We start from the raw sequence: 22,046 nt of genomic DNA, 5'->3' as shown, positions 1-22,046 counted from the left end.
GCAAGACGGCGATACTCCAATGAGGATCTGGCCGTGGCCAGNGCCGATTGCAGATAGTCCCGCGCCAGACCAGACAGGCCCGCCGCCGCCTCCTGATCACCACCGCGCGCCGCCTCATAGGCTTCCTCAAACCGGCGCCGCTGGGCTGCCGCCGCCTGATCGCGGCTGGCACCGCCCAGCTCGGAGGTGCCCAGTCCAGACAGATAGTCCCGCAGGCTCTCCGCCGTGCGCGCCCAGAGCGTGGCCGCAGCCCGTGCATCCGCCGCCATATCGCGCGCGGTTTCGATCTGCAGGCCAATTTCGCCGCCAATCTCATCCAGCATGCCCGCCATCGACAGGGTGAAGCTGTCCACCTGCGGCAGCACCTGATCCATTGCCCCCGACATCTGCAGCAGGCTGGCGTAAAGTTTCCGCCCGTGTTCGGTGGTGAGATCCAGGCTCTCGACCAGCTCCCGGAACCCGGCCCGGCTTTCTGGCATTGCCACGCCAATATCGTCAAAGCGCTCCCGCAACCGGCGCAGGATGGTCTCGGTCTGCTCGCCTTCGGAATAGAACCCGGCAAAATAGCTATTGGCCGCCGCATTCAACCCCTCGGCGCCGCCAAAGAGATCCACCAGAGTTGAGGCATTGTCACCGCCTGTCAGGGACATATCAAAGCCCTGATGCCCCAGCAGATCCGCCACATCATTAAAGGCCAGCAGACTGCCCGACAGTCGCGACAGCGTCTCCAGCGCGTTTTCTCCGGCGCGGCTGAACGCATCCGTGCCCAGGATCAGCTCGGCCATGGCATTGCCGGTGGCCTCGATCTGCTCCTGCAGCGCTTGCTGGATCTCTTCCTGGGTTTTGCCATTGATCCAGATGGTGAAGCCCTCGCCGGTGAAGCCCTCCAGCGCATCCGTGCTCAGCCCCAGGGTTTCCGCCATATCCGTCAGGCCCGTGGTCAGCCCCGCCATGCTGTCATCCAGCATCGCTTCAAACTCAGCCTCCAGCGGTTTGTAATAGGTCCGGTTGGAGCGCAGAAAGCCGCCTTTGTAAAAATCAAACTGGCTGCCATTAAAGCCCTCGGCGTCAAAATGGCCGCGAATGCCGGTGCCGGCGTATTTGCGGCTCAACCCCTTGGCCAGCAGCGCAATCACGCCCACAATAATCCCGAGTGCCGGCAGAGCCGCACCAATTGCGCCCCAGCCGCCCGTGGCCCCCGAGAGCAACCCGCCGATATTGGCAAAGCTGGAACCAAGGCCACCCCCAGACAAGACTCCCAAGAAGCCCGATCCAACCCCCGACAGTGCACTGCCTGCGCCGGTCAGCTTCAGCAAGCCACCGGCGCCATTCAGCAAACCTCCCAGGCCGCCCCCCAGGCCACCACCAACACCACCGCCGCCACCAAGGGCCGCGCCAATACCACCACCGCCGCCAAGGTTCAGACCGCCAAGCCCAAGAATGCCCGAGACCGAGGCCACCACCGGCAGCACAATCCTGGAATTGGCAAACTGATAGGCAATGTCCTTGAGCATGCCCTTGATGGTGTCGCCCAGGTTGCCGCCCTCAAAGGCGGTGCGGGTGATGTTTTCTGCCCACCGTTCCTGCTGATCCCGCACCCGGTCCAGCGCCGCATCCACCCGGTCCAGCTCAATCACCTGATCCGCCAGCGCCTCGATCTGCGCCTTGCCGATGCCAGCGCCCTCCTTGCCCAGCTTTTGCTGAACCGCGCGCACCGCTTCCAGCTTCTTGCGCTGCTCATCGGTCAGCCCCACCAGGGCGCGCCGGTCGCGGATCTCTTTTTGCAGCGCCGCCAGCGCGCTTTTGCTGGCCGCGCCCCCGGCAGAGCGCACCTTGTTCAGGGCGCTGATCTGCGCGCGGTATTCGCCGCTCAGGCGCTGGTTTTCCTCAAACAGGCGCACCTGCTGATTGATCCCCTCCTCCACGTTGCGGCGCTGGCCGTCGTGCATTTCTTCCAATGGCGGCAGGGCCGCGACCAGCTCGGCGCGATACTTGGCAACATTGGCCGCCGCCTCGCCGCCACCGCTTGCCAAGACGGCCATGCCAGCCTTCAGCCCGGCAATATTGGCCTGCGCCCCGGCCAGTGCCCCCGGCAGGCCAGAGAGATAGCCGCGCAGAGCCGCCGCCTGCCCCGCCGCGCCGCCAAGCCCCTGGATCAACGGATCCGTGGCCCGCGCTGCCGCGTCGATATTATCCGCCGCATCGCCTGCATGTTTTGCGGTCCGCTCAGCCGCCACAGCCGCCGCGTCCAGCCGCGCCTCGGCCTCTGCCAAGGCACCAGACAGGGCGTCGATATCCGCGCGGGCCTTGGCCATGCGATCCGTCTCATAGAGACTGGCACCAAAGAAATTGGTGGTAAAAGACGCGGCCTCCAATTCAGCCTTCGCCGCCTCCAGCGCCTGGCGGGTGGCATCGCGCGCCGCCTCTGCCGCCCGGCGCATCGCCTCGGCATTCTTGGCCGTCATATTGCGATAGAACTGATCGGTGGCACGCTCCAACAGGTCATGCGCCGCCGCTGCCCCCTCAATTGCAAGCGCGTAATCTTCAGCAGCCTGTGCCGATTGGGTGAAGCCCTGATAGATCCCGGCAGCCACACCAATCAGCGCGCCAATGCCGGTCGCCATTGCCGCCAGTCGCAACAGGCCAAGCCCCCGCGTCAGCCCCTTGATGGCAAGGCTGGCCAGCGCCGCCCTGGTGCTGGTGGCCCCAAGCGCCAACTCCAGCGCAACTGAGGCCTTGGCAGCGGCCAGGAACCTGACCGGCGCCAGGGCCAAAGTGGTCACCAGCCCCGCAACCGCCGCGCCCATCGGGATCGCCAGTCTCAGCACCAGGCCAAACCCCAGCGCCAAAGGCCCAAGGGTGGCCGTCAGGACTGCGCCCTTGGCAATCAGCCCCTTGGTGCCATCAGACAGATTGGTAAACCACTCCGCCACGCTGGCCGCCTTGTCGCTCAGCTCTTCCAGAAACGGCGCCAGCGCCACCGTCAGCTGATTGGCCATGCCACGACCGACAACACCCATGCGCGACAGCGCGTCATTGGTGCGCTCGATCTGGTCCGCATCCACCTCGGAGACCGCAACGCCAAAGCGCATCACGTCCTCAGTCGCCAGACGCAGGGCGCTGCTATCGATGCGGGTAAAGATCAGCCCGGCCCGGCTGCCAAACAGCTCAGAGGCCACCGCGCCGCGCTCGGCCTCTGGCACAAATTGCGCCATGGCATCCTGGATCTTTGCCAGACGTTCATCCAGCGGCAGGCGCTGTAGCGCCTCGGCACTCAGATGCAGCCGGTCCAGCGCCTTTACCGCAGGGCCACTGCCCGCCGCCGCCTGGCTGAGCCGCTTGGTCAGCTGGATGGTGGCCTGCTCAACCTCGCCAATTGACACCCCCGACAGATCCGCCGCCCGCTCCAGCACCTGCATCGAGGCCACCGTGGTCCCCAGCGATTGCGCCATCTTGGCCTGGGCATCGACAATTTTGAGACTGGATTTCACCGCAAGTGCCGCCGCACCAACCATCGGCACAGTGAGGCCAAGCGCCAGCCGACGCCCCTGGCGCTCAACCGTATTGCCTAAGCGCACCATGCGCCGCTCGACATTGCCCATGGCCGCAATGCCACGCTTGGCACCGCTTTCAAAGGCTGTGGATTCCAGCGACAACAGCCCCCGGAGCGAACCAATAATGGCCATCTATTTTCCCTTTTTGCTTTGAAAGTGCAGCGCCATCAGACCCGCGCGCAGCTTGTCCAGATCCTGCGCTCTATCCCGGATTGCCGGTTTTGCAGGCTCCGCCGCCTTGGTGAAGTCCGGCATTTTTTTGGGATCATGGAAGGCAAACTGCACCAGAATGCCCAGTTCCTGATTGAGCACCCGCCAGGCTTTGAACTCCTGATCCTTGGCCTTGATCCTGCCGCCCGTGATCAGATCGTATTCCCGCAGGGTGACATCCCAGAAGTCGCCGTGGTGCAGGTCCAGCCCGCACCACGTTGAGAACATCGCCTCCCAGTCTACGCCTCTGCGGCGGCACTGCCCTTTCCCGGCGCCGCCTCGCCTGGCGCCGCCTCGCCTGCCTCGCTGGTCTCATCAACCTGGCCGTCCTCATCAGCCGCGGATTTGACGTCAAAGGCGGCGCCAATGGCCTGGGCAACCAGCGGGACCAACTTGCGCACCCCGCCCGCCTGGTCGATCAGGTCCAGGGCCTGGTCGGGATCAATGCCCTTGCCATCATTGAGCCCCGCCCCCAAAGCCGAGGCCATAAGGGTCACGCCCCCGGCGCCGGTGATCAGCTGATCCAGCAGGGTGTCAAAAGACTGACCGCCGTTTTCCGCTTCAATGCGGATCAGGGCACGGGTCGAGAACTTCAGCTTGAGGGTCTTTTTCCCCAGCTTCATACTTGCGCTGCGGATCATACGACTGGATCCCCTTTGGTCCATCCAACCACACCCGTCGGGCGCAGTTTGAGATCGGTCATCAAATCGCCATCCACGTCCACAGACGGAATAGAGGGGTTCACAAAGGCCTTGTAATCAAAGGCATCCCCAGTGAGCTGTTCGCCGTCCACAGCGGGCAGATCCACCTTGAAGAAGATCACCTTGCCTTTGCGCGCCAGCGCCTTCTCATAGAGATCTGCCGAGTAGAAACAGCTCAGCGTCAGCTCGCCCGTATCGGTCAGGCCGACGCCGTATTCCTTGTTGCGGCCAGGGCTGTCCAGCGAGGTGCGGTCCCGGTATTCCGGGCTTTCCTCGGGGATGCCAACTGTTTTGCACCCCTTGATTACCTCCCAGGCAACCCCGTCTTCAGACCACTGCACATCGCACAGATCGCCCGGAATGACATTTTCTGCCATTGGCTTATTCCTTTCAGATTGTCAGAGTATTCAGCCGGTTACCCGGCCATGCGTAATAGGCCAGGCGCAGTCACGCCTGGGGTATTCAGGCGCGGTAGCGCACCTGGAGATCCAGCATTTGACGCCGGACCACTTCCCCGCCGGTCTCGGAGGATCCGTCCCGGCGCGAGAGTTCCTTGCAGCGGATCACCGACCCGCTGCGATAACCTGTCAAAAGGTGGGACACTGCAGGCCCCAGCGAGATCAGCTCACCATATGAGAGCGCATCGATGTTCACCTGCACCCGCGCGGTTTCCACATCTGCCCGGCCCTGCAGCGCATAGCGCGTCACCGTGCCAACCCGGAGCAGGCTGATGCGGGGAAAGCCCACGTCACTGCCAAACAGGCCCCAGACAACGGGAACCCCAAGGGTTTCAAGCAAGACCCCCAGTTCAAGTTCCAGGCTCATTTGCCAGCCCTCAAAGCCTTGCGCCGTGCCCGCTCCAGCGTCTTGTCGATATCCTTGCGGATCTCCAGCCCCAGAGCCTCCAGCATCCCCGGCGCATAGAGATCCCAGGCAGGCCGCAGGAAGGGATTGGCCGGCATCTCGCCGGTAAATTTGCCGGTGGAGTTCTGATAACGCGGCGCGGTGCCATCCTCATAAAGATGCGCATGCGGGGAATGACTGCCATCCGACTGCACCGGCCCCACATACATCGCCACCCGATTGCGGCCCTGATCGCCGCGCGCGCGCCGCTTCTGGCTCTTGTCCAGCTTGCTGGTCACCGCAACCTTGAACTTGCCGCCCGCCATGCCTTCTGCCGCTTGCGCCACCGGCTTCAGCACCTTTTTCAGCGCCCGCCGCCCCGAGGCTTTCGACTGCCCCCGCGTGAGCTGCACCAGGGCGCGCTCGATATCGCCCGAGCCTTCAATGCGCAGTTTTGCACCCATATCAGCCCCCTGCTTTCTTCAATCGCCAGGCGGTGATCTCCAGCTCATTACGAAAGCCCAATTCCTTGATGCCGGTGATCCGCCAATCATCCCCGTCAAAGCGCAATCGAAAGGCGCTGGTGATTTCTGCAAGCCGCACCGACCAGGACACAACAAACCGGGCATCCGATTTCTGCTCCACCGCCGCTGCACGCAGCCGCTCGCCATCAGACACCGGCGTAAACGCAGCCCAGGGGCGCGCATATGCCTCCCACCCCGTTGCCACCATTTCCCTGGCGTCGTTTTTCTCAAAGGTGGCCTGCAGGATGATGATCCGCCGATCACGCGCAGCAATCCGCATCACATCCACCAGCTTTTGAACGGCGCCACCAGCCGCGCGATCGACAGCGGCACCTCAACCGGTGTGCCCTCAAAACTCACAGGCTCACGCGCCTTATAAAGATGCGCCGCAAACAACAGGATGGCATGGCAGATCGGCAAGGGCACCGCGCCTGGCTCAGCGCCAAAGCCCGCCACATAATCAATCCGCAAGGGCCAGCGGTGGCGCCCCGGTGCCCCCCAGGACGGCGCAAACACCGCGCTGCGATCCCCCTCAAGATCCTCTAACGTCACGCCCTCAACCGCGATCCAGTCGCCATTGGCATCGCGGATCTCGGCCTGGACGATCTCGCGCACCGGCAACAGCGTGAGCACAACGCCCCGGCCACCGGGCGGCACTGCCGAGAAGGTCTCCCGCCAGGTCTGATCCATCAGTGCGCGGCCCAGCTCGCCATCCGCGCCATCAAACTGCGCAATCGCCACATCAAGGCAGTGCTGCAGATGGTCATCATCTTCCCCGGCTTCCAGCCGCATATGCGCCTGCAGCCGGGCCAGATCCACCGGCGCCAGAACCGGTGCAACACTCCGCGTCAAAGCCATCGGATCACTCCTCGGTGGGCTCGGTGGGCTCGGTGGGCTCGGTGGGCTCGGTGGGCTCGGAAACCGCCACAACCGGCTGCGCCTCGGCGTCAAGCAATTCAGCGTAGCCCGCATTGACCAGATCCTGGCCGACATCATCAGCGACAGTTGGCTCGGTACCGGCGGTAAAGCTACGGGCAACACCGCCGCAGCTGGTAAGGATTTTGATTTTCATGGGGGTCACCCTCGGGAATAAGAAACAGGAAAGCGGCCCCCCAAAGGGACCGCCTTAAAATGCAGCCAGATCAGGCCGCCATCTGCAGCGTCTTGATGGCCTTGGTCTGACCCGGCGCGCCGTCAATGCGGTGCACCCCCATAATCCCAAGGTTGGGAAAGAACTTCTCGCGCGCCACACCAATCAGCGGGTTGCCCACCTTGCGCACATAATACTGCGAGAAGTCGCCAAAGGAGATCGGCTTGGCCGAGGCGCCAATCTTGGCCATCGCCTGGTTGAACGACACCGGCTTGCCATTCAGCGAGGGCGTCACCCCCTTGGTCACGTCCCCATCAGACCAGAGATAGCGGCCATTGGCATCCTTGATCTTACGCAGCGCCTTGACTGTCTGGTCATGCATCTGGAACCGCACCTTGGGACCGGTGCGATAGGCCGGATCAACCGAATGCTCCAGATCAATGATGTCATCAAAGGTCAGCGCCGCCGCCGATCCCGCCGCATGGCCAACCGGCGCGCCAGTCACAAACCCAAGCGGCTCATTGACGCCACTGCCCACCGTCAGCCACTTGTTGCCGGTGCGCCCGATGCGCTCCCCGATCAGCTGACCCAGCAGCGCCTCAAAGCCAAAACTGGAATCCTGCGCCAGCTCAAAGGACCATTTGATCCAGGGCGTTTTCATCACATGCGCCAGCAGCTGCGTCTTGCCGATGACGATGTCGCCGCTGTCATCATCCACACCCTCTTCGCCCTCCGCGTGCGGATCCATTTCGGCCTCGGTATCGTCCACCATCGGCATATCAAAGGGCGCGCCATTGGCCAGATTGATCTCGGTCGCAATCGTCCCATCCATCATCGGGCCATGGGCGGCAGCGGCGATATTGATGGTGTTGGCCAGCGTGGTTGGCACCAGAAAGCCGCCCTGCGCCCCGGTGCCAGTATTCTGCGCCCGGATTTCCTGGGCACCCGCCCGCAAAGCCTCGCGCGCCTCGCGGTCCAGCTCGGACATATCCGCCCCATTGGCAAGATACTGGCGGAAGGCCTCGCGGTATTCATCGCCAACCGCCTGCGCCGGGTTGTGCTGGCGCTCTTCCTGCCCAGGGCGCTGTGCTTCGCGCTCTTCGCGTTCCTGGGTCTCGCGGCGGCGCTCTTCCTGCTGGGCCGCCTTATAGGCGCGCTCTTCGCGATCAGCCTGCGCCACCACGCTGTCGCGCTCATCCATCATGGTGTCAAACTTCTGATGCGCCGCCTCAGCCTCCGCCTTGGGCGTCTTGTCCGTCACGCTGTCCAGAATGGAGCGCGCTTCGGTTTCGATTGTCTTGGCGCGCTCGCGCAGTTCCTTGATCTTGCTCATAGGATCATCCTTTGATGTTGAGATTGGGTTTTGGTGATTGGGTGTGGAAAGATGCGCCTGCCCGGGGCGCGCGATCTATCTGGGCGGTGGAATGCGGGTTCAGCCGCCGCAGGTCAGTCGCATCCGCATCTGCATCTGGCGGCGGTGCAGATCCACGCCGCCGCCAAGTGCCAACTGTTTTGAGCGCAGGCCGATTTCGGTGCCCTCATAGGCCGGGTCCGTCACAATCGAGACATCATACAGCCGCACCGACTGGATGCTGCGCACCGCGTGATCGCCGGTTTCGTCCCAGGTCTCTTTCTCGGCCACAAAGGCAAAGCTCATCTTTGACAGATCCCCCCGCCGCATCTTGGGCAGGATCCGCATCACATCCGGATCACTGGCATCCAGCGCCGTATCCACTCGCAAACCGCGTTCATCCTCAGTCAGCGTCAGCGTGCCGGATGTGGTGCGCGCCAGCGGCAGATCCCGGTGATTGATCAGAAAGGTCACATCATCACCGCGCTGCAGTGCCGCGCTGAAAGCACCGCGTTCCACCACCTCCGACCAGCCCCAGCTGTCCAGCGGGCCAATATCCGCCGCCTCGCCAAAGACAGCGGCATAGCCGGTCACATTGATCTGATCACCCGCAGCCTCACGCAGCTCAACGGGCGCGAGGGCGCAATAGCGCACCTCACGTTGCAGCTCGCTCATCGCGACCTCCTGTTACTCGGTTTCGGTTGTCTCTGTTGTGTCGTCTGGCTCTTCGGCAGGCCTGTCGCCAACTGCCGGGGGCGCATTCTTGTTGAAGGCCGTGCCCGCCATTTCCAACGGCACCGTGGCGCCCTGGATAAACAGCGTCTCACCCCCCGCCAGCGGTGGTTTGTTCATCATTTCGCGCCCCTCATTCGGGGTCAAAAGCGCATTCTGAACCGCCTTCACAATCGCCTCGATCCGGGTCTTGAAGTCGCCCCGCATGATGCCGTCCAGGTCCAGCTTCACATAGCGCCGGGAGCCGCGCCCAAAAATCTTCAGCGTCAGCTCCTGCTCAAACTTCTCAACCCAGCGCCGCAGGGTATGTTTGACCAGATGCAAATCCTGATGCTCGATATTGTTGTAATTGCCCTTGCTCAGCTCCTGCAAAAACACCGGCGGCAACTGATAGATCCGCGCCACCTGCCCCACCGCAAAGATCTGCACCGGCGTCAGCTGCATTTTTTCCGGGTCATCCCCCAGCCGCACCAGATCATGCCCCGCTGGCATCGGCAGGATCGGCTTGCCATCCTCCGCCGACCGGCGCGTCACCTTCATCAGATCCGCCGCCGCCCGCATCATTTCCCTGGCCGCCGTAAATGGGCCTTTCAGCACATAGGGCGGCACGCCATTCTTGCCAAAAACCGTCAGCGCATAGCGGTTGGCATTCAGCCCCTGACGGATGGCGCTGGCGCAGGTCATCACCGGATTATGGCAGTTCACATGATCCGGTTGCAGCATATAGGCGATATCAATCACGTCCTTGCCGGCATAGGTTTTCACCCGGCCCGACGGCTCCATATAGTCATAGAACAGACGCCCCTTCACCCTGCGCACCGTGACCCGCTCATACTCCATGGCAAAGAGATTGATCACCTCGCCGCGCCGGTCGCGCTCAATGTAGCTATAGGCCCGCCCCGGCCCAAACACCTGGGCAAAAAACGTCTCGCGCCAACTGAACGAGGTGGTGCTGTCATTGACCGCCGCCCCCAGCACATCGGCCACGCCGCCGGTCAGTTTCTTGTCGCCGCCCGTCTCGTCGGTCTTTTCAAACACCTCAATCGGCAATCCCGCCATCGCCGCCGACAGAAAGTTGATCGCGTCCCAGACCGCTGGCAGCGACAGCGCCTCTTTCATGGTCACGCCCTCAGAGGTGCCGCCATTCAGAACATCCGCAATGCTGGTCGCATTACCGTCCACCTGCCCACTGTCCACCAGCACTTGGGCGCGATCCTCTGGCGCCGCCTCGGCCACAGCCCGGTCACGGCGCAATCTGCCCATCAATCCCACAGGTCATCCTCCATTGAATAGCCATCATCGGCCCAGGGCGACTGCTCCGGCAGGCCACGGTCCCGGCACAGCGCCATGCCCGCCGACATCGCAAGCGACACCATGCCGTCAATCCGGCCATGGGCCTTTTCCTTGTCAAACATCCGGTGCCCGGTGCGATTCTCGGCGTAAGTCACCGAGGCCGCCATGCTGTCCAGCAGCGGGTTCTTGGCAACCATGAGCCGCCCATCGTAAATTGCGTTTTCCAGCTTGTTGATCGAATCCGGCATCCACAGATAGATCTCGACCTCTTCACCCGGTTTGGTCGGATCCGGCACCTTGTCCAGGATCCGCTTCTGGAAGCCCTGCGGATGCACCTCGCTTGGCAACAACAGCCCCTTTTCCGTCAGGCTGTCCTTCAGCCGCTCCAGCCCATATTGGTCGCAGGCAATCACCTCTGGCAGATAGCGCGCATTCAGATCCGCCAGCGCATCCGCCAGCCAGGGGTATTTCAACCGCTCGCCGGGGATCGCCTCGATATGGCCCTGATCGGCCCACAGATCATAGGGCGCCTGATCGCGGCCCGCGCGCTCCAGCAGCGTATCCTTTGGCGTCCAGAACCAGGTCTTTGACACCAGTTGTTCCGCGTCCTTGGTGGCATCCAGCACCCAGGTCAGGGTGAGCGCGGTGAAGTCCCGCACCTGGCTCAGATCCAGCCCGCCAAAACAGCGGTATCCCTTTTCGGTCAAGGCCTCTGCATCCACATCACCATGGCAGGCCACCCAGGCATCGCGCTTGATCGCCGCCTTTACCGATTGCGTCCACTGGCAAAAATGCAGCCGCGCAATGCCATTGCGCTTGCCCGGCATCATCCGCGCCTGTTTCACAACACCCCGCAGATAGTCTTCCTCAATCGTCACCCCCAAAAGCGGGTTCACCTTCACCCAGCAGCTGGGGTCATTCTCCCAATCATCCCCGTCATCCAGCGCGCAGATAAAGGCAAAGGTGCTGTCATCCTCATGCACCCCGCTCACCACATTGACCCCGTGCTGGTGCTCTTCCCAGCAGATCGATTTCTTGTCGGTGCCCGAGTTGGTCGCCATGCACAAAAGCGGCTGCTTGCGGAACTTGAAGCCCCGCTCCAGCATATCGATCACATCCCGGTTGGGATGCTCATGCACCTCATCCGTCAGCGCACAATGAGGGCGCGGCCCCGACTGCGCCTTTTCCGCCGACAGCGGCTTGAACTTGCGCTTGTCGCCCGACTTGCCCACATAGGTCAGCTGCCAGACCGGGTTTTCCCCAAGCTGTTTCACCCGGCGTTTCAGCACCGGCGACTGTTCCACCATCGCCACCGCATCCTGGAACAAAATGCCCGCCTGGTCTTTTTTCGCAGCCGCCGCATAGATCTCGGCGCGCGGCTCACCATCCGCCACCATCATATAAAGACCAATGCCACCCAGCATCGGCGACTTGCCGTTGCCCTTGCCTTCCTCATCATAGAACCGGGTAAAGCGGCGCAGCCAGGCCCCGTGAGTGGCGCTGAACTTCTTCCAGCCAAACAGCGAGCCGATCCGGAACGCCTGGCTGGGGTGCAGATGAAAGGGCCGCCCCTCAAACTGGCCGCCATTGAGCCGCAGCACCTGGGGAAAGAAGCTGATCGCCCGCAGCGCCGCCACCAGATCCCATTTGAGGCCGCGCTTTGGCCCCTCGATCAGATCGCGCAGGTGCCGCTCNGCCGCCGCCCGCACATAGGGCCCGGCGGTGATNNCNCCNGCNACAACATCCTGCGCCCAGGCCGTGACCGGATCCTCCTCATAGCTGATCCGCGCCGCAGTGTCGCTCACGTCATAAACCCCTCNGGGCTATTGGGATCNGGNAAGTCAAAGCCCATCTGGCCACCGCCNGACAGNCCNCGNTCNGCNGCNGGCGTCATGCCAAAATCATTNGCCAGCCCCCGGATCTGNCGGAAGGTTTCATTCAGCTGCGCCACCTCTGGCCGCGCCTTGATCTGGGTGCCGTTGCGGGTCTGGCTCACATAGGTCTCCCCCAGCTCTTCCAGCTCCAGCTCGATCCGGTCATGGCGCACCACCGCCTTGCACAGCTGCAAAAACGGCTCCATGTGCTGGGGTTTCAGCCGATCAACAGTTGGATGACACAGCGGCAGCGCCAGCCGGTCAAAGGTCCAGCGCAGCTGGCCGGTCAGCCCCTCGGGGCGCAGTTCCTCAAGCCGGGCACGGGCGCGCTCTGCCAGATTATGCGGCTGCACCCCCTCATCGGTGAGCGGAACAACCTTTTCCTCTGTTGGCTTGCGGCCCCGTGCCATGTTGTGACCTCCTCCCATAACCTGTGGTTTTTTCTATTCAATTAGGGCTTTGCGCACAGAAAGGTTCTCTCTCCGGTTTCCACCAAAAGGGATTTTCCTGCCGACCCTCCCCCTCCCCATCACGGGGCAGGCAGCTGGCCTACTGGTTGGCGGGATGCAGCGGGTCGATGGGCCAGCCATCGCTGCCGCGTTCCTGCGAGAAGCCCCGTGTTTCCAGCCGCTGCTTGTTCTGGTCATGGTCATCCGGGCACAGCGTCTGCAGGTTGCCCGGATCCAGAAACAAGGTCCGGTCGCCGCGATGCGGGATCAGGTGATCCACCACCAGAAACCGCCGCCGTGCATTGGTCTGCTCCGCCCCCGCCGAGGTCAGCGAGCCATCATTCAGGATGCCGCGCCGCAGACAGGCCCGGCACAGAGGTTCCCGCTCCAGATGCTGCGGACGCAACCGACGCCGCCATGCCGATAGATTGTAAAGATGGTGGTACTCGCTTCGGGCTGTCATTCGCTGGCCCCCAGAACGCAAAATGCCCGAGGCGGGGTTTCCGCTTCGGGCATGAATAAGGTGTTGGCATCTTGTCTAGTGATTGAGATCCTGACCGTCAAGCCCCGCGCCAGGGATTGCGCGCAGGCATCGCCTGAGACACCGTGAACGAGGTCAGAGGGCAAGCCACCTGCAACACATAACGCAGATGCAACAAGGCCCCGTACCACGCCAGATAGCGCCGCCGTGCCGCCGCAACATCACGCGCCGACCCGGCATAACTCACCCGGCACCAGGACCCGTTTGCCTTGGTGCCCAGCTGACTGGCCGGCCACCGCGCACCAAGTTCTGTGCACCGCTCTGTCACCGCAAACCGGCCATGCCGACTTCCCCGCCATGCAACCGGACCGCAGCTTGCCCGCACACCAATCATGCAGTCAGGCCGTTGCCCCACACGGGCCAGCTCGGCGATCTCAACAGCCATGCGGCGCCCGCCCTGGCTGTCCGGCAGACTGGCAAGGGAGGCGGCAACCATATCCGCATCGTGGTGACGCGGTGAGCAACCGCCGCCCTGCACCCGACAGCCAAGTTTCGCCTGCTGCATCATCAGATATTCCACCCCAATGCCCGGCCGCGCGCCGGTCTCTGTCTCGATCTCGTTAAAGTCGAGGCTGACCTTTTCGCGCTGGAAGGCCCACTCGATCAGGTCCAGCACGCCCACTTCAAGCTTGCCGCTGCGCGGGGCGCGCACTGCGGTCAGCCGAGATCCACAGCCCGGTTCAGGCGGGACCGCCAGATCAGCAGCCATATTCATGCCGCCTGCCCCGCCCGAGCCTGATCACCAATGTCCTGACACCTGCGCAAGGCAGCCAGCCGCCGATCCCGAAACGCCAGCTCCTCTGGCGGGATCTGCTCACCGCGCGACATCCGCAGCTCGATATCCTCAAGGCGGCGCGTCGGATTATCTGCCTCTGCCCTGAGTTTTGACAGGCTCCAGGCCCCCGGCCATTCCCGCGCAACCTTGATGAACTTGAGCAACTCTGGCGCCCAGCCCTTTTGGATCGCTTCCTGACCAGTCGCATGGGCAAACACTTTCAGCATCAACGGAGACGGCCCGGTGTCTGGCACCTCGATCTCGCGCGCTTTTTTCAGGATCTTCAGCGGAATGGGGAACCGATCCGCATCCTTGCCTGCCGGATGGGCCTCAACCCATTCCCGCAGCTCAATCAAGCCCCGCTCTGTCATATAGGCGAGCTTCTGGCGCAGCTCGTTCTTCTGCCCCTCAAACTTGGCAAGGGTCGCCGTTGTTGGTCTCGCAAGCCCCAGGGCCTCCAATGGGGCGATAAGAACCGCTTCAACCCGCTTTTCGCCTTCGCTCTGTTCTTTGGCATCCATGTCTCTGCCCTTCCTCTTTCTCAGCAAGTCCGACTTATCCACAGGCGGGGCGCTGCATCTGGGGCGCAACCGTCCTGCTGTCATGTTTTGTCTTTGTCTATGTCTATGTCGTGCAGGACAGTCTGAGACTGTCCGAGACTGTCTTGAACTGTCCGCCGGACAGTCTTGGACACTGTCGGACAGTGTCAGCTTCCTTTGTTTTGAAACGCGCCCCCGGAGCGCCCGAGGTCAAAGATGTGGTTCGACCAGGCCTGCATCGAGCGCTCAATCCAGGCAGCACTGCGGTATTCGCAGCCCTCTTTCACCAGCCATTCATCCATCCAGCGCACTGCCGCATCATTCTTGGCCAGATCCGCGTGATAGCCGGAAACCGTGATGCGCAGCCGCTGCAACCGCTTGGCCGAGTTGGCAGCGTCATTGCGCGCCCGGTGGTCCTGGCGCCGGGCCATGGCCTCGGTCAGGCTGCGCAGCACCATCGGGTGCATCAGCCGGATATCGCCATTGTCGCAGCGACAGGCCTCCCACTTGTACAGAGGGCCATAGTCCAGCTTGCACAGCGAGCCAAAATGCCCTGGATCAATCATCAGCAGTTTGGCCAGAATATTCTGATCCATCGGCAGAGTGCCGACGGGGCTGTTGTCATAGGCGATATTGATCAGATCAAAGAACAGCGCCCGACATTCTGGCGTTGCGTTCAGCCGCATATCCGAGGCCAGCCAGCGGCGCCGCTCCCAGGCCATGAAGAAATGGCTGTCCAGCCGGTCATCGCATGACAGCGGGTACTCCGGCAGGTCACCCATATCGACGGGCCGCAGAAAGTTGGGAGATGGGCTCATGCAAAAATCTCCGTCAGATCCCGCGCCCTGTCACTGAGGTATAGCCGAACACCCGCCCGTTGCCGCCGATCCGTCACCCGGCGGCGGTAGCGGTTGCCCCAGCCCCGGTGCATGCAGATGTTGCGGCAGGTATTCGCGGAAGCCCCCGTGAACTCTGCCAGATCCGCCAGGGTGCAATCCCCTGCGGTCGCGCGGGTCAGCCACCAGATCTGATAGGCAATGCGTTGCATTCGGATACTCATGCCGCCTGCCCCATCTGTGTCTGGAAGAACTCCGGCGCCTGCGGATCGGTCAGGATCATCAGCAGCGCGATGTGGCTGGCCGGAGACGTTACCGCCCCCCACCAGTTCAGCGCCGTCTGGAAGCTGACATCGCAAAACAGCGCCACCTCGCGCGGGCTGTTGAACCGCGCCCGGAAGTAGCTGGACCACAGGTCCGGCGCCTCGACCTTCAGCCGGTACGGGTCCAACTGTTTTGACCAAGAGCTTTGCCCCTGGGGCGTGCCAGCCTCGGCACATGACGGATCATTGCTCACAATCAGGGTTAGACGCGGGCGGCTCATGCGGCGTCCTCCCTCTGTTCAACAACGGGGGGCGGGTTGTCAGCCATGTATTGGCGGATCTTGTCCACAGTGTTCAGTGTCGGGCTCGATTGCCCATCCACCCAAGCTTTCCATTGCAACCAGCTTGCGCCAACAGCTTGGCGCAAAACGTGTTGTGGGCTTCGGCCTACCGCATCGGCGTAAGCCTGCATATCTTCGAGAAACTGTTCCATGCGGCATTATTGGGTAAGTTTACCCGAATTATCAAGGGTAAAGTTCCCAATATTAAATCTTCAACTCTTTGGGTATATTTCCCCAATGTTGAATGAGAGTGAAAAATTCCTCGAAGGCCTCCGGAACGTCATGGAGGCTCGCAATCTGAAGGACGCGCCGCTCTCGGAAGCTGCCGGACTACATCAGTCCTTTGTACGGGATCTTAAGCGAGGCAAGGCAGCATCACCAAAGCTGTCCTCTGCCGTCCGCCTGGCCCAAGCTCTCGGGATGACCGTCGAAGACGTCATGGCCTGGGCCGAGGGGCAACCAAGTAACACCCTCACCATCTCAATCGCCGGCAAAGTCGGCGCAGGCGCAAAAGTGCCCGTGTTTGACGCCTATGAGAAAGGCGACGGCCCTCAGGTGGAATGCCCGCCCGGCCTTTCCCCTCATGGCATTGTTGCGGTCGAGGTCGAAGGCGACAGCATGGAGCCCGTTTATTCTGACGGCGATCTATTGTTCTACACCCGCAACGGGCATGACGCCGTGCCCTCTGACGACGTCGGGCATCGCTGTGTCTGTGAAGATGAAGACGGCATGGGCTGGGTCAAGCAGATAAAACCAGGCGACGAGCCAGGGCTCTTTCATTTGATCTCGTTAAATCCCGGAGCCAGCAACATTTGGAACATCCGGCTCAAATGGGCTGCTCGCGTGCGGCTGCACTGGCCCGCCGACTTGGCGCAGAAAACCTGACCCTCTCCTCTAATATTCTACAAACCGCCTCCCTTTTGGGGAGCCCACCCCACCCTCGACGCATCTTTGTTTGCAGAATCGCGTCATGATTGAAATGGTTCGCTAGAATAACTCGAGAGATTTCATGCCCACATTCGAATATTTACGCCTTTCCTTAAGCGTTCCGACCATCGGTGACCTTGCCCGAGAGGCCCAGAGAAATGAGCCAGACGCTACGAGACGAGAGTTTCTGACAGAAGTATTCTCGAGCAGACACGATTTCTTCTACTCAGGAAGACTATACACATACGTTCCCTTCCCCGAGAGCTGCCAAGGGCCCAACATCTACGCAGGATTTGTCGGAAAGCCTGTTGAAGAACTGGTGAACGCTGGTCCAGAAGAATTGTTCGCACTTACAAAGTCCAAGCACTACAAGGCCTCTTTCCTAGCCATTGACGTGTCACCGGACCAACAAGTAATGACCTTCGAGAAGCGCCAGGACGTCGGGTCATCGCAGAGGATCACAGCGGCCTTACTTGAGAGCCATGTGGCCCGGCGGAAAGGCTTTTCCTGGCACACTGACGTCGAATACCTTTCGACCGAGAAAGACTTTTGGATGGCTGCAAAGGAATATCGGGGACAAATCACGGAAATCTCTTTTGAGTTCTACCCGCCAAATGGGCTGAAAGGGTTTGATAAATTCAAGGAGTTCGATAGAATCGCAAAGCAGCAAGCCAATGGCCAAAGCAGCGAGTACAGCATCAAAAACCCAGATGGCGCAGTAGCACCGGAGGGTGGATTTGTTGAAAGCGCAGTGGAATACGCATCTGAAGGCCCTGGCAAAATCACGATGAAATCTGGCCGCAAGACTCTATTCAGTAGCAGGCAGGCAAGGCGGACAAAAGATGCCCATGAGAGCCTTATGCCACATCAAAGCGAGCCCACAAAAATACTAGGTTTGATTTCATACCTGTTCGGAAAACGAGATGGTTAAGGTTATATCACTAATCGCGCTTGCGACTGTGATCGCAGTCACGGTGATTTGCAAACCAGAATGGCTTGCAGAAAACGCATTCTTGGTGGGTTTTGCGAACCATGAGGTGCTTGCGCTGATGGCTGTAATACTCACCGTAACACTGGCATCCGTGGCCAATATTCACATGACCCTTAATCGAATTGTGGCCCGGCGGTTCAACAACAATGTAAAGCTGAAAACCGCAGCGGCCGACGTGAAAGGTGAACTGAAAGACAACGCCTGGTATATTTTTTGGGGCTTCACTCTAACAATTGCCGTCTTACTCGTTAAAGGCCTCAATGCAGAAGACACCCTTATTGTCGCCATCTCCAACGGCATCGTGGTTTGGACTCTATTCCTATTTATCTTGTGTATGCACGACATCTACAAGGTAGTGTTTGGCATAGCTGACCTTGAGATGGCTGTTGGCTCCGACGATGACGACAGCAGCAACTTGCAATCATAACTCACTGAACATCATTCCAAACTGGTGACCCCCGCCTTCAACAGCGGGGTTTTTCATTGCCATCGTTAAATCATAAATGGGTTTGTTTACCCATTTATGATTTGACTTGGGTAAACTTACCCTGTATCGCCTCCTCATCAACCGATGGAGGATTGAATGAGTAACATTACCCAAACCGCGCGGCAGATTGTCAGCGCTCCCCACGATTACCTGCACGACACCACCCTCTTTGCCGCTGCCTGGGCCACGATGAAGGCCGCGCGCGGTCAGGGCTTTGATCCGCAGCGCCTGCGGCCGCAGCACCTGATCGAAAGGCCCGAACCCTCGCCGGAACCGATCGACCAGACCCTGATCCGGGTGGGCGAAACCGTGCGCTGCTATGCCGAGAAACAGGGGTACCGGGTTCAGCGCCGCCATGCCGCGTGATCTGAACCTGCCCCGCCACGTTGCCTGCCCCATCATCCGGCACGGCACCTTGACGCCCGCATCACAGCGGGCACCACCCCCGCCCCACTAGCAACACCAGGCCTGCGACAAGGAGGACATCGCAAGTCTTGTTTTACCCAGTTTCCGCGCATTTCCTTCTGATGTGCGGGATAGTGCGGGCGGTTTCAGTCCTCCTCCAAAGAACCCACCGCCCGCACACTAATCCACCGAGGTCATACCATGCCCCCAAATAGCCTGGCCGCAGCCGCGGCGGAAATCACCGCCCAGCAGGGCCTTTGCAAAATTCTGAAATTTCAGGATCTGGGCGGCAACCTGACCCCGCCCAGCGATGATCCACAGGACTGGTGGGAACCGGAAAACCTGACGCATCGCGCCGAATTGCACGGCATCACGGCAAGCGCAGACAACTTCTTTGACGCCATCACTGCCTGGGCCAAAGCCGCCCATCAAGCTGGCAACCGCAATCGCCGCGCCACTGATGGTCGCCCGGATTGCCCCTACAACGGCCAAGGGCAGGCCCCCGCAACACCAGCAGCGTGAGCGCTGCAAGCCCACCACTCACGAACAACAGCCGCGCCCCATCAAGACAACAGGAGGCCCCATGCAGCAGATCACCCAAGACAAGGCCCCCATGCGCGCCGCAATGCTGGCCAATGACGTGGCCTTTCAGCGCTACGCCGCCACTCGCAATGGCTTTCCCGGTGGCCAGTTCAGCCCGACAGCCGCCACGGAACATCTGCGCACCGTCTGCCAGGTCACTAGCCGCCGCCAGCTTGCAACCGACACCGCTGCGCGCCAGCGGTTTGAGAATATGCATACCGATTTCCTGATCTGGTCTGGCCGCATCCAAGTCCCCAGAAAGCATGGATAAATGCCGACAAACCACGCCCCGACAGATTTCATCCGTGCACTTGCCGCTGCTGTACAGGCTGAGATGCCAGCCCCTCGCTCAGAAAAGCCGTTCGGGCTTGGCGCGCCCTGGACGCATCACGCCACCCCGGAAGAATTTGAACGCCTTGCACGGCTGCACAACAGGATCTTGCGTAAAGAACTGGCGCTTGCAGCCCTGCGGCAGGAACGCGCCGGCATCATGCGACGCAGTATCCGCCGCATGCGCCGTGCCGCAGGAAAAGACTAGGACCACCATGAAACAGTTGAAAGTTCTGATCGGCTGCGAAACCAGCGGCGCGGTGCGCCGGGCGTTTCTCGATCGCGGCCATGACGCCTGGTCCTGTGATCTGTTGCCCGCGCAAGATCGCAGCAACCGCCACATGCAATGCGATGTGCGCGAGGTGCTGGGTCTGGGCTGGGATCTGCTGGCCGTAATGCATCCGCCCTGCACCCGGCTGTGCAACAGCGGCGTGCGCTGGCTGCACCAGCCCCCAAAGGGACGCAGCCTGTCGGAAATGTGGGCTGACCTCAATGCAGGCGCCGCGCTGTTTTCAGCCTGCTGGAATGCGCCGATCGCGCGCGTCGCGGTGGAAAACCCGGTGATGCACAAACACGCAAAACAGCGGATCGAGAACTTTCAGCCCGCCGCCCAGCATGTGCAGCCCTGGTGGTTTGGGGAGCCCGCCTTCAAGGCCACAGGGCTTTACCTGCGCGGGTTGCCCAAGCTCACCCCCACAAACAAGCTGACACCGCCTGAGAAAGGCACAGAGACCCACAAACGCTGGTCCGCCATCCACCGCGCCCCACCGGGCGAACTGCGCTGGCAGATCCGCAGCAAAACATTCCCAGGCATTGCCAATGCCATGGCAGATCAGTGGGGCAACTATGCGGCAGAGCAATCATAAACAGATTAGCTCAAGTGTGGCGCGCAGCGCCTTGAGTGAACCTCACCCAAACCCATCAGATGGAGAACCGCATGGGACAAGTTGAAAGGATTGCGGTTACGGAGAAAACAGCCGCTAAGATGATGGACATGTCCGCGACGAAGTTCCGAGAACTTGTCAATTTCGGCGCTTTCCCAAAGCCAGTTTCACTTGGTGGCGGCCTCAAGCGCTGGCGGGTGACTGACCTTAAGGCCATCATCGACGGAACCGCCGCAAAAAACATTGAGGAATTCGAGCTGTGAAACGCCCTCTGAAACCGCGTATTGAAAAGCCACGCCTCGTCTGGAAGTGGTCCGTGCGGCTGCAAGCCTGGGAGCCATATCACCGTGTGACATGGACAGAAGGCAGTAGACGCAGGCAGAAGGCCATTCTTCTCAAATGGGAGGGGGATGCGCAGACCTTAGACGCACTGTATTGGCAATGCGAAGCAGGACGGCATGAGCGGCAAAAACCGGAAGTAAAACACACTTGGGGAGACCTCATTAGGGCCTGGCGATCCGATCCGCGTATCCAGGGGCGCCTATCAGCGGGCACCAAGAAATCATACTCACGCGACATGGAAGAAATTCTAATAAAGAATGCGAACAAGGCCGTTCGAAACACTGGCAAACAAAACCTTCGCTCCATTCATGCGAAAATGGCAGGAAAGCCCCGAAAGGCTGACAAGCGGCTGCAAGTGATTAGCCTTCTTTGGAACTATGCAAAGGACAAATTGGACTGGCCCATTGGTGACAATCCAACAAAAGGTATCGATCACTACGGAAAGCAGCGAGAATTCGAGCCTTGGCCAGATTGGATGATAGGCAAACTATCCGAGGCACCCGATACAGTTCGAACAGCTGCAGAGTTGATATTGGGGACAGGTCAACGCCCCAATGCAGCAATTTCCATGGAGCATAGGCGCTTCTCCGGGGATTGGATGGAAGTATTGGACGAAAAAGGCGGAGAGTACTTTGAAACCTACTGCCCCAAAGACCTTAGGGACTATCTGTCTAGCCGAGAGCTAAAGGGGAAGCATGTGCTCGCAAAGAACCTAACAGAACCACTTGGGTACGACGCTGTAGAGAAATCTTTTCGACGCTGGCGCAATAACTTGGGGGAAGCAGCTAAACCATACGTTCTGCATGGGTTGCGAAAATTGGCAATCATTCGGTTGGCCGAGGCAGGCTGTACCGATGCAGAAATCCAAGCCGTGACAAACCAAAGCCCTGAGATGGTTGCCTACTACCGAAAGAAGGCAAGTCGAAAAGCCCTATCAAAGGCAGCACAACATCGTCGCACCTAAGCGACCAAAGAGAGAACAAAAGAAGCCTGTGTGACTCGTGTGTGTGAGTGTTCTGGAAAACAAACAAGGCCTTGCATGAAGTTACTCACGCAAGGCCTTGATTTTAATGGTACCCAAGGCCGGACTCGAACCGGCACGCTGTCACCAGCGGGGGATTTTGAATCCCCTGCGTCTACCATTCCGCCACTTGGGCAACGTCCCGTTCCTACCCAAGCCCG

Annotated in this window: 30 protein-coding genes and 1 tRNA gene; 10 read left to right on the top strand and 21 right to left on the bottom strand. The window is 60.7% G+C overall.

The window, feature by feature from the left end:
• Positions 1–3,686 precede the first annotated feature (3,686 nt).
• The 20 genes from ARCT_RS25930 to ARCT_RS0111735 form a co-directional block, all read right to left on the bottom strand.
• Positions 3,687–3,992, bottom strand: coding sequence for a hypothetical protein (locus ARCT_RS25930; protein WP_036784800.1), 306 nt, complete (start codon positions 3,990–3,992; stop codon positions 3,687–3,689).
• 11 nt (positions 3,993–4,003) lie between these two features.
• Positions 4,004–4,405, bottom strand: a complete 402-nt coding sequence (locus ARCT_RS0111825) for a hypothetical protein (protein WP_027240268.1) — start codon at positions 4,403–4,405, stop codon at positions 4,004–4,006.
• A complete protein-coding gene (locus ARCT_RS0111820) occupies positions 4,402–4,842 on the bottom strand; it encodes a phage tail protein (RefSeq protein ID WP_027240267.1) in 441 nt (146 codons plus the stop codon). The genes ARCT_RS0111825 and ARCT_RS0111820 overlap by 4 nt, the downstream gene beginning before the upstream one ends.
• Before the next feature lie 85 nt (positions 4,843–4,927).
• Positions 4,928–5,290 (bottom strand): hypothetical protein, encoded by a 363-nt coding sequence (locus ARCT_RS0111815; RefSeq protein ID WP_027240266.1) that lies wholly within the window; start codon positions 5,288–5,290, stop codon positions 4,928–4,930.
• Positions 5,287–5,772: a hypothetical protein gene (locus ARCT_RS0111810; protein WP_027240265.1), complete on the bottom strand. Its 486-nt coding sequence runs from the start codon at positions 5,770–5,772 to the stop codon at positions 5,287–5,289. The genes ARCT_RS0111815 and ARCT_RS0111810 overlap by 4 nt, the downstream gene beginning before the upstream one ends.
• Before the next feature lies 1 nt (position 5,773).
• Positions 5,774–6,112: a phage head closure protein gene (locus ARCT_RS25925; protein ID WP_036784797.1), complete on the bottom strand. Its 339-nt coding sequence runs from the start codon at positions 6,110–6,112 to the stop codon at positions 5,774–5,776.
• On the bottom strand, positions 6,112–6,690 hold the full coding sequence (locus tag ARCT_RS0111800; protein WP_027240264.1) for a head-tail connector protein: 579 nt from the start codon (positions 6,688–6,690) through the stop codon (positions 6,112–6,114). Before ARCT_RS0111800 ends, ARCT_RS25925 begins: the two co-directional genes overlap by 1 nt.
• A 4-nt stretch (positions 6,691–6,694) precedes the next feature.
• Positions 6,695–6,904 (bottom strand): hypothetical protein, encoded by a 210-nt coding sequence (locus tag ARCT_RS0111795; protein WP_027240263.1) that lies wholly within the window; start codon positions 6,902–6,904, stop codon positions 6,695–6,697.
• Between the two features lie 70 nt (positions 6,905–6,974).
• Positions 6,975–8,255 carry a phage major capsid protein gene (locus ARCT_RS0111790; RefSeq protein ID WP_027240262.1) on the bottom strand — a complete coding sequence of 427 codons (1,281 nt, stop codon included), beginning with the start codon at positions 8,253–8,255 and terminating at the stop codon, positions 6,975–6,977.
• Positions 8,256–8,354: 99 nt separating this feature from the next.
• A complete protein-coding gene (locus ARCT_RS0111785) occupies positions 8,355–8,948 on the bottom strand; it encodes an HK97 family phage prohead protease (protein ID WP_051360700.1) in 594 nt (197 codons plus the stop codon).
• 12 nt (positions 8,949–8,960) lie between these two features.
• Entirely contained in the window at positions 8,961–10,268 is a 1,308-nt protein-coding gene (locus tag ARCT_RS25920) for a phage portal protein (protein ID WP_051360699.1), read from the bottom strand.
• Entirely contained in the window at positions 10,268–11,899 is a 1,632-nt protein-coding gene (locus ARCT_RS25915; RefSeq protein ID WP_456153987.1) for a terminase large subunit, read from the bottom strand. The genes ARCT_RS25920 and ARCT_RS25915 overlap by 1 nt, the downstream gene beginning before the upstream one ends.
• A gap of 200 nt (positions 11,900–12,099) precedes the next feature.
• Complete coding sequence (locus ARCT_RS0111770) at positions 12,100–12,582, bottom strand: P27 family phage terminase small subunit (RefSeq protein WP_027240260.1); 483 nt, start codon at positions 12,580–12,582, stop codon at positions 12,100–12,102.
• A 139-nt stretch (positions 12,583–12,721) separates the two neighbouring features.
• The gene (locus ARCT_RS25910; protein ID WP_051360767.1) at positions 12,722–13,084 is read right to left on the bottom strand and encodes an HNH endonuclease signature motif containing protein; all 363 of its coding nucleotides are present in this window, start codon (positions 13,082–13,084) and stop codon (positions 12,722–12,724) included.
• Positions 13,085–13,181: 97 nt separating this feature from the next.
• Complete coding sequence (locus ARCT_RS0111760) at positions 13,182–13,871, bottom strand: hypothetical protein (protein ID WP_051361060.1); 690 nt, start codon at positions 13,869–13,871, stop codon at positions 13,182–13,184.
• 2 nt (positions 13,872–13,873) lie between these two features.
• Complete coding sequence (locus ARCT_RS0111755; RefSeq protein ID WP_027240258.1) at positions 13,874–14,458, bottom strand: hypothetical protein; 585 nt, start codon at positions 14,456–14,458, stop codon at positions 13,874–13,876.
• A gap of 185 nt (positions 14,459–14,643) precedes the next feature.
• On the bottom strand, positions 14,644–15,294 hold the full coding sequence (locus tag ARCT_RS0111750) for a hypothetical protein (RefSeq protein WP_240476309.1): 651 nt from the start codon (positions 15,292–15,294) through the stop codon (positions 14,644–14,646).
• Positions 15,291–15,536: a hypothetical protein gene (locus ARCT_RS25905; protein ID WP_036784793.1), complete on the bottom strand. Its 246-nt coding sequence runs from the start codon at positions 15,534–15,536 to the stop codon at positions 15,291–15,293. Before ARCT_RS25905 ends, ARCT_RS0111750 begins: the two co-directional genes overlap by 4 nt.
• Positions 15,533–15,856, bottom strand: a complete 324-nt coding sequence (locus ARCT_RS0111740) for a hypothetical protein (RefSeq protein WP_027240256.1) — start codon at positions 15,854–15,856, stop codon at positions 15,533–15,535. Before ARCT_RS0111740 ends, ARCT_RS25905 begins: the two co-directional genes overlap by 4 nt.
• On the bottom strand, positions 15,853–16,068 hold the full coding sequence (locus ARCT_RS0111735; protein WP_027240255.1) for a hypothetical protein: 216 nt from the start codon (positions 16,066–16,068) through the stop codon (positions 15,853–15,855). The genes ARCT_RS0111740 and ARCT_RS0111735 overlap by 4 nt, the downstream gene beginning before the upstream one ends.
• On the opposite strand from ARCT_RS0111735, the gene ARCT_RS0111730 reads away from it, so the two are divergent.
• The 10 genes from ARCT_RS0111730 (at position 16,067) to ARCT_RS0111685 (ending at position 21,828) form a co-directional block, all read left to right on the top strand.
• A complete protein-coding gene (locus ARCT_RS0111730; RefSeq protein WP_036784790.1) occupies positions 16,067–16,801 on the top strand; it encodes a S24 family peptidase in 735 nt (244 codons plus the stop codon). The genes ARCT_RS0111735 and ARCT_RS0111730 overlap by 2 nt on opposite strands.
• 124 nt (positions 16,802–16,925) lie before the next feature.
• Positions 16,926–17,774 (top strand): hypothetical protein, encoded by an 849-nt coding sequence (locus tag ARCT_RS0111725; RefSeq protein ID WP_027240253.1) that lies wholly within the window; start codon positions 16,926–16,928, stop codon positions 17,772–17,774.
• Positions 17,767–18,261 (top strand): hypothetical protein, encoded by a 495-nt coding sequence (locus ARCT_RS0111720; protein ID WP_027240252.1) that lies wholly within the window; start codon positions 17,767–17,769, stop codon positions 18,259–18,261. Before ARCT_RS0111725 ends, ARCT_RS0111720 begins: the two co-directional genes overlap by 8 nt.
• A gap of 156 nt (positions 18,262–18,417) precedes the next feature.
• On the top strand, positions 18,418–18,687 hold the full coding sequence (locus tag ARCT_RS0111715) for a hypothetical protein (RefSeq protein WP_027240251.1): 270 nt from the start codon (positions 18,418–18,420) through the stop codon (positions 18,685–18,687).
• A gap of 240 nt (positions 18,688–18,927) precedes the next feature.
• Positions 18,928–19,248, top strand: a complete 321-nt coding sequence (locus ARCT_RS0111710; RefSeq protein ID WP_027240250.1) for a hypothetical protein — start codon at positions 18,928–18,930, stop codon at positions 19,246–19,248.
• A gap of 61 nt (positions 19,249–19,309) precedes the next feature.
• Entirely contained in the window at positions 19,310–19,579 is a 270-nt protein-coding gene (locus ARCT_RS0111705) for a hypothetical protein (RefSeq protein WP_027240249.1), read from the top strand.
• Positions 19,580–19,846, top strand: coding sequence for a hypothetical protein (locus tag ARCT_RS0111700; RefSeq protein ID WP_027240248.1), 267 nt, complete (start codon positions 19,580–19,582; stop codon positions 19,844–19,846). It begins immediately after the preceding gene.
• A gap of 7 nt (positions 19,847–19,853) precedes the next feature.
• On the top strand, positions 19,854–20,504 hold the full coding sequence (locus ARCT_RS0111695; RefSeq protein ID WP_036784785.1) for a hypothetical protein: 651 nt from the start codon (positions 19,854–19,856) through the stop codon (positions 20,502–20,504).
• A 71-nt stretch (positions 20,505–20,575) separates the two neighbouring features.
• Positions 20,576–20,785, top strand: a complete 210-nt coding sequence (locus ARCT_RS0111690; protein ID WP_027240246.1) for a helix-turn-helix transcriptional regulator — start codon at positions 20,576–20,578, stop codon at positions 20,783–20,785.
• On the top strand, positions 20,782–21,828 hold the full coding sequence (locus tag ARCT_RS0111685) for a tyrosine-type recombinase/integrase (protein ID WP_027240245.1): 1,047 nt from the start codon (positions 20,782–20,784) through the stop codon (positions 21,826–21,828). The genes ARCT_RS0111690 and ARCT_RS0111685 overlap by 4 nt, the downstream gene beginning before the upstream one ends.
• 107 nt (positions 21,829–21,935) lie before the next feature.
• Here the strand turns inward: ARCT_RS0111685 and ARCT_RS0111680 are convergent.
• A tRNA-Leu gene (locus tag ARCT_RS0111680) sits at positions 21,936–22,021 on the bottom strand.
• Between the last annotated feature and the right edge of the window lie 25 nt (positions 22,022–22,046).

Origin of the sequence: Pseudophaeobacter arcticus DSM 23566 (assembly GCF_000473205.1) — a bacterium.
GTDB lineage: Bacteria > Pseudomonadota > Alphaproteobacteria > Rhodobacterales > Rhodobacteraceae > Pseudophaeobacter > Pseudophaeobacter arcticus.
The sequence above is the reverse complement of the archived record's forward strand: the minus strand, read 5'-3'. Positions and strand labels throughout refer to the sequence as shown.